This window comes from Methylobacterium sp. CCH5-D2 (assembly GCF_001556475.1).
Lineage (GTDB): Bacteria > Pseudomonadota > Alphaproteobacteria > Rhizobiales > Beijerinckiaceae > Methylobacterium > Methylobacterium hispanicum.
Genome location: NZ_LSIX01000647.1, coordinates 1 through 4529, shown reverse-complemented (window position 1 = coordinate 4529; position 4529 = coordinate 1). Strand labels below are relative to the sequence as shown.

Below are 4529 nucleotides of genomic sequence, written 5' to 3'. Positions count from 1 at the left end.
ACCTGCCGGCGCGCGATCCCGCCGAGAAGAGCCGCGCCTTCGAGGCGGTCTACGGCGCGCTGCGGGCCGGGCCGGAGGGGGAGCTGCTCGACCGGATCGGAGACCTCTGCGGCGCGGCCGGGTTCGTGCCCGGCACGGTCGCGGCCGAGCTGTGCCTGGACTGGGACGCGCTGCGGGCGCTCGGCCGCGACCCGGCGGTGAGCTTCGGCGCGCACACGCGCAGCCACCCGATGCTCGCCAAGCACCCGCGCGAGACGGCGCTGCGCGAGATCGCCGAGAGCCGGGCGCGGATCGAGGCGGAGCTCGGCCGGCCGGTGCGGCACCTGTCCTACCCGGTGGGGGACCCGCGCTCGGCGGGCCCCAGGGAGTTCGCGCTGGCGCGGGAACTCGGCTTCGCGACCGCCGTGACGACCCGGCCGGGGCACCTCTTCGCGGAGCACACCGGGCACCTGCACGCCCTGCCGCGGGTCTCGGTCAACGGCTGCCACCAGTCGGCGGCGGCGCTCGGCGGCCTGCTCTCGGGCGTGCCGCTGCTGGCCTGGAACCGGGGGCGGCGGCTGAACGTCGGCTGATCCTCCGGATCAGCGGCGCCGGCCCGAGGTGAAGACCGCGCGCTGGCGCCCGTGCCGGCCCCGGTAGCGCCGGCCGCGCGCCGGCTCGGCCTGGGGCTCCTCCGCCTGCGGGATGGCGGCCTGCGGGGCGGTGGAATCGGCCGCCGCGAAGCCGCCCGCCACGTTGCGGGCGGCGGGGCCGAACATCGCGAGGCACTGGTTGTAGGCGAGATCGTTCTTCAGCCGCTCGCACTCGCCGACGGAGCGCGGGGTCCCCTGAGCGAGGGCAGGGCCGGCGGCGAGGACGACGAGGCCGGCGAGGACGGGCCGGCACGGGAACGATCGGGGCATCGGATATCGCGGCTGGAGGAGGGCAAGCGCGGCGCTTGCCCCGCCTTCTCATCCCCGAGTGCGGCGAAATCTGGGGCCCCGGAGCCTCGGGCGGCCGCTCAGGCGTCGGGCCGTTCCATCCAGCGGATCAGCGGCATCAGGGGAAAGATCCAGGCGATGCCGAGGATGCAGTAGACCACCGTCTGCAGCGCCGGGTGCAACTGGGAGATGCGGCTGTCGGCGAGCGCCATGGCGAGCGGGGCGTAGAGCATCACGAAGGCGATGAGCCCCACCGTCCCGATCAGGGTGCGGGTCCGACGGCGCAGGGCGCTCCTCATGGCGATCCTCCTGGTACTAAAGACACGCGGCCCGGCATGCCGCCACAGCGATGCCGCAGCGGCACCGACGCGCGTTGCCCCGGGCGCCGGCATTGCCTAACCGGGGGCGGACGTAACCGAAAAGCAGACCTGACGCGATGCGGCTCTCCACCCTCGGCCGGCCCGAAGCCCCGTCCGGCCCGACGCGCGGCTCGAACGCGGTGCGCACCTGGCTCTACATCGTGGCGGCCCTCGTGGTCGCGATGGTGGCGGTGGGCGGCGCGACCCGGCTCACCGGCTCCGGCCTCTCGATCACCGAGTGGCGCCCCGTGACCGGCGCGGTGCCGCCGCTGTCGGCCGCGGACTGGGCCAACGAGTTCGACAAGTACCGCGACACGCCCCAGTACCGGATCCTCAACCAGGGCATGGGGCTCGCCGACTTCAAGGTGCTCTACTTCTGGGAATGGGGGCACCGGCTGCTCGGGCGCTTCCTCGGCCTCGCCTTCTTCCTGCCGCTCCTCTGGTTCTGGTGGCGGGGCCTCGTCGGGCGCCGGCTCGGGCTCGGCCTGCTGGCTCTCGGCCTCCTCGGCGGGCTCCAGGGCACGGTCGGCTGGATCATGGTGGCCTCGGGCCTCAAGCCCGGCATGACCGCGGTGGCGCCGCTCAAGCTCGCCATCCACCTCACCCTCGCGAGCCTGATCCTGGCCGGCCTCGTCTGGCTGGCGGCGGGCGAGCGGCGGGACGCACGCCCCGCGGCGCCCGGGCGGCTGCGCGCCGCCGCGCTCGCCCTGCCGGCCCTGGTGCTGGCGCAGATCTTCCTCGGCGGCCTCGTGGCGGGATCGCACGCGGGCCTGCTCTACAACACCTGGCCGACCATGGACGGCGCGCTGGTCCCGCCGCACGCGGAGCTGTTCGCGGTGACACCCTGGATCGAGAACTTCGTCGACAACGCCACCCTGGTCCAGCTCAACCACCGCCTCGTGGCCTACCTGATCGTGCTGGCCGCGCTCGCCCACGCGGTCGATGCTTGGCTTTCGAGAGCCGCGGGCGGGGTGCGGGAACGCGCCGCGGGCGTCGCCGCCCTCGCGGTGGCGCAGATGGGTCTCGGCATCGTCACCCTGCTGCTCGCCGTGCCGCTCTGGGCGGGCCTCGCCCATCAGGTCCTGGCCATGGGCGTGCTGGTGATGGCGACCGTGCACGCCCGCCTGAGCCTGGGTTCGGAGGCCGCCGCCCCCGCGCGCGGCGAGACCGCCTTCGGCTTCGAGGGGCTGGCGGGCGGCGGCATCTGAGCCGGGACCGCGTCACGAAACGGTCTCGGAACTCGCCTAGAGCCGTTCCCGAACACCTTGCGATCGGGAACGGCTCCAACCTCTCGTCTTGACGCGCTCTCCTGCGCCGAACCGGCGTCCAGTTCGGCGCAAGAGCGCTCCAAGCGTTCCGGGGAGCGCGGAGCCGCCGCGGAGGCCACCAAGCAACCGCAAGGCTCCATGCGACCTTTTGCTGCGCAGCGAACCTGCTGCACAGCACAATCCTTCACCACGTCCGCAGATCGGCGTGGATATCCAGTGTTTACGCAGTCCGCGCACGGAACGACTTCGCCTCGAAAATCTTACACTGCACGCGTTGCAGGAGGGACAGATGTTCCTGGCCGAGGATGGGAGACCGCTTTCACTCACGTGGCACTACACCAAGCGGGAGATGCTCGCCGACGGGGTGGTGCACGGGCTCGGGGTCGTGCTCGGGCTCACCGGCGCGGTCGCGATCGTGGCGACCTCGCTCACCGCCCATCTCGGGTGGGGCGAGCGCGTGGCGGTGGTGGTCTACGCCACCGCCCTGGTGGGGATGCTCGGCGTCTCGGCGACCTACAACCTCTATCCGGTCAGCCCGCGCAAGTGGCTGCTGCGCCGCGCCGACCACGCGCTGATCTACCTGATGATCGCGGGCACCTACACGCCGCTGGTCACCCTCGTCGGCACAGGTCCGACCGCCTGGGCGCTGCTCGCGGTGATCTGGGTGGTGGCCTCGATCGGCATCGCGGTGAAGCTCTTCTTCCCCGGCCGCTACGACAGGCTCTCGATCGGGCTCTACCTCGTGCTCGGCTGGAGCGGCCTGCTGGCCTACGAGTCGGTGATCGCCGTGCTTCAACCGACGGCGCTCTGGCTGCTCGCCATCGGGGGCGCGCTCTACACGGTCGGCGTCGTCTTCCACGTCTGGCGCAGCCTGCCCTTCCAGAACGCGATCTGGCACGCCTTCGTGCTCGCCGCGACGGCGTGCCACTACGGCACCGTCTGGGCCAGCATGTCGGGCGTGGCGGCGCTGAGCTGAGGGCGGGCAGGGCCCGCTCCGTCCTGCGATAGGATCCTCGTGGGAGCGCGCCCGCGAGGCGCCTCCCCGTCCGCGGGGAGGCGCCTCGCGTGGGCCGTCCGCGCGCGGACGACCCCGCGGATACGGGGCCGGAGCCGTCGGCGCCGCGTCCTACCGGGCGGGTGTCCAGGCGTTGATCACCCGCATGCCGCTGACCTGCGCGGTGGCCTGCTCCGGCACCGCGGCCGGGCTGCGGGGGGTGCGCTTCATCCGGGCGAGCACCCGGCGGGCCTCGTCGGCCGGGAGGGCGCCCACCGGCGTGACCATCGCGGCGAGCTGACGGCGGGTCTGCTTGCCGACGAGGGGCGAGCTCTGGGCCGGCTCGAAATCGCGCATCGTGTGGCGCTTCTCGACCGAACCGGTGAAGACCTGAGGCCCGCTCTTCAGGATGACGATGTCGCCCGGCCGCAGGGTCTCGTCCCGCATCAGGGCGGCGGCGGGGCCGGCCGACATGTCGAGCGGCATCTGCCGGTCGGTGATCTTCACCTTCAGCGGCTCGGGCTTGTGCAGCGCCGTGTAGCGGGTGCGCGGGCGCGGGCGTTCCACCCGGCGGGCGCGGCGGCGGTAGCCGTCGTCGTAGCCGTGCCCGTAGGCGGGAACCTGAACCTGCGGTTGTGGGGCCTGCTGCTGCGGCGCCGCCTGCGGCCGCCCGAACAGGGCCTCGAACAGGCCGCCGTCCTGCGCGTGGGCGGCGGTGCCCGCCATCAATCCAAACGCGGTCAGCGCCAGGACGGCGCGGCGGGGGCTTGTCGCGGGCATCGGTTTCTCCGGAGCGCGGTGACGCGAGCGTCGTCCGTGCGCTCAACGAAAAGTTGACCGCGGCAGTTCCGGACGTTCAGCCTTCCTTAAGGGGTAGGCTCAGGCCGGGGCGGCCTGCTCGCCCTCGCCGATGCAGTCGAGGGCGCGCTCGACCGCGCCGACCGCGTCGAGCAGGTGCTGCACGGTGCGCTCGACCTCGAGCGGCGGG

General features: G+C 73.2%; 6 protein-coding genes. 3 read left to right on the top strand and 3 right to left on the bottom strand.

All coding sequences use genetic code 11. From position 1 onward, the window contains the following. The coding region (locus AX737_RS17195; RefSeq protein WP_156453795.1) for a polysaccharide deacetylase family protein at window positions 1-572 on the top strand (572 nt) is incomplete at its 5' end. 9 nt (window positions 573-581) lie between these two features. Here AX737_RS17195 and AX737_RS17190 read toward each other — a convergent pair. Together AX737_RS17190 and AX737_RS17185 are read right to left on the bottom strand one after the other, a co-directional pair. After that, window positions 582-902: a hypothetical protein gene (locus AX737_RS17190; RefSeq protein ID WP_066923556.1), complete on the bottom strand. Its 321-nt coding sequence runs from the start codon at window positions 900-902 to the stop codon at window positions 582-584. 98 nt (window positions 903-1000) lie between these two features. Continuing rightward, window positions 1001-1207 carry a DUF2842 domain-containing protein gene (locus tag AX737_RS17185; RefSeq protein ID WP_066923559.1) on the bottom strand — a complete coding sequence of 69 codons (207 nt, stop codon included), beginning with the start codon at window positions 1205-1207 and terminating at the stop codon, window positions 1001-1003. A gap of 149 nt (window positions 1208-1356) precedes the next feature. Here AX737_RS17185 and AX737_RS17180 point away from each other — a divergent pair, with 149 nt between their 5' ends. Together AX737_RS17180 and AX737_RS17175 are read left to right on the top strand one after the other, a co-directional pair. Next, entirely contained in the window at window positions 1357-2487 is a 1131-nt protein-coding gene (locus AX737_RS17180; RefSeq protein ID WP_066923553.1) for a COX15/CtaA family protein, read from the top strand. Between the two features lie 349 nt (window positions 2488-2836). After that, window positions 2837-3523 (top strand): hemolysin III family protein, encoded by a 687-nt coding sequence (locus tag AX737_RS17175; protein ID WP_066923550.1) that lies wholly within the window; start codon window positions 2837-2839, stop codon window positions 3521-3523. A 150-nt stretch (window positions 3524-3673) separates the two neighbouring features. On the opposite strand, the gene AX737_RS17170 is transcribed toward AX737_RS17175, so the two are convergent. Beyond that, window positions 3674-4321, bottom strand: a complete 648-nt coding sequence (locus AX737_RS17170; protein WP_066923547.1) for a hypothetical protein — start codon at window positions 4319-4321, stop codon at window positions 3674-3676. Window positions 4322-4529: the final 208 nt, after the last annotated feature.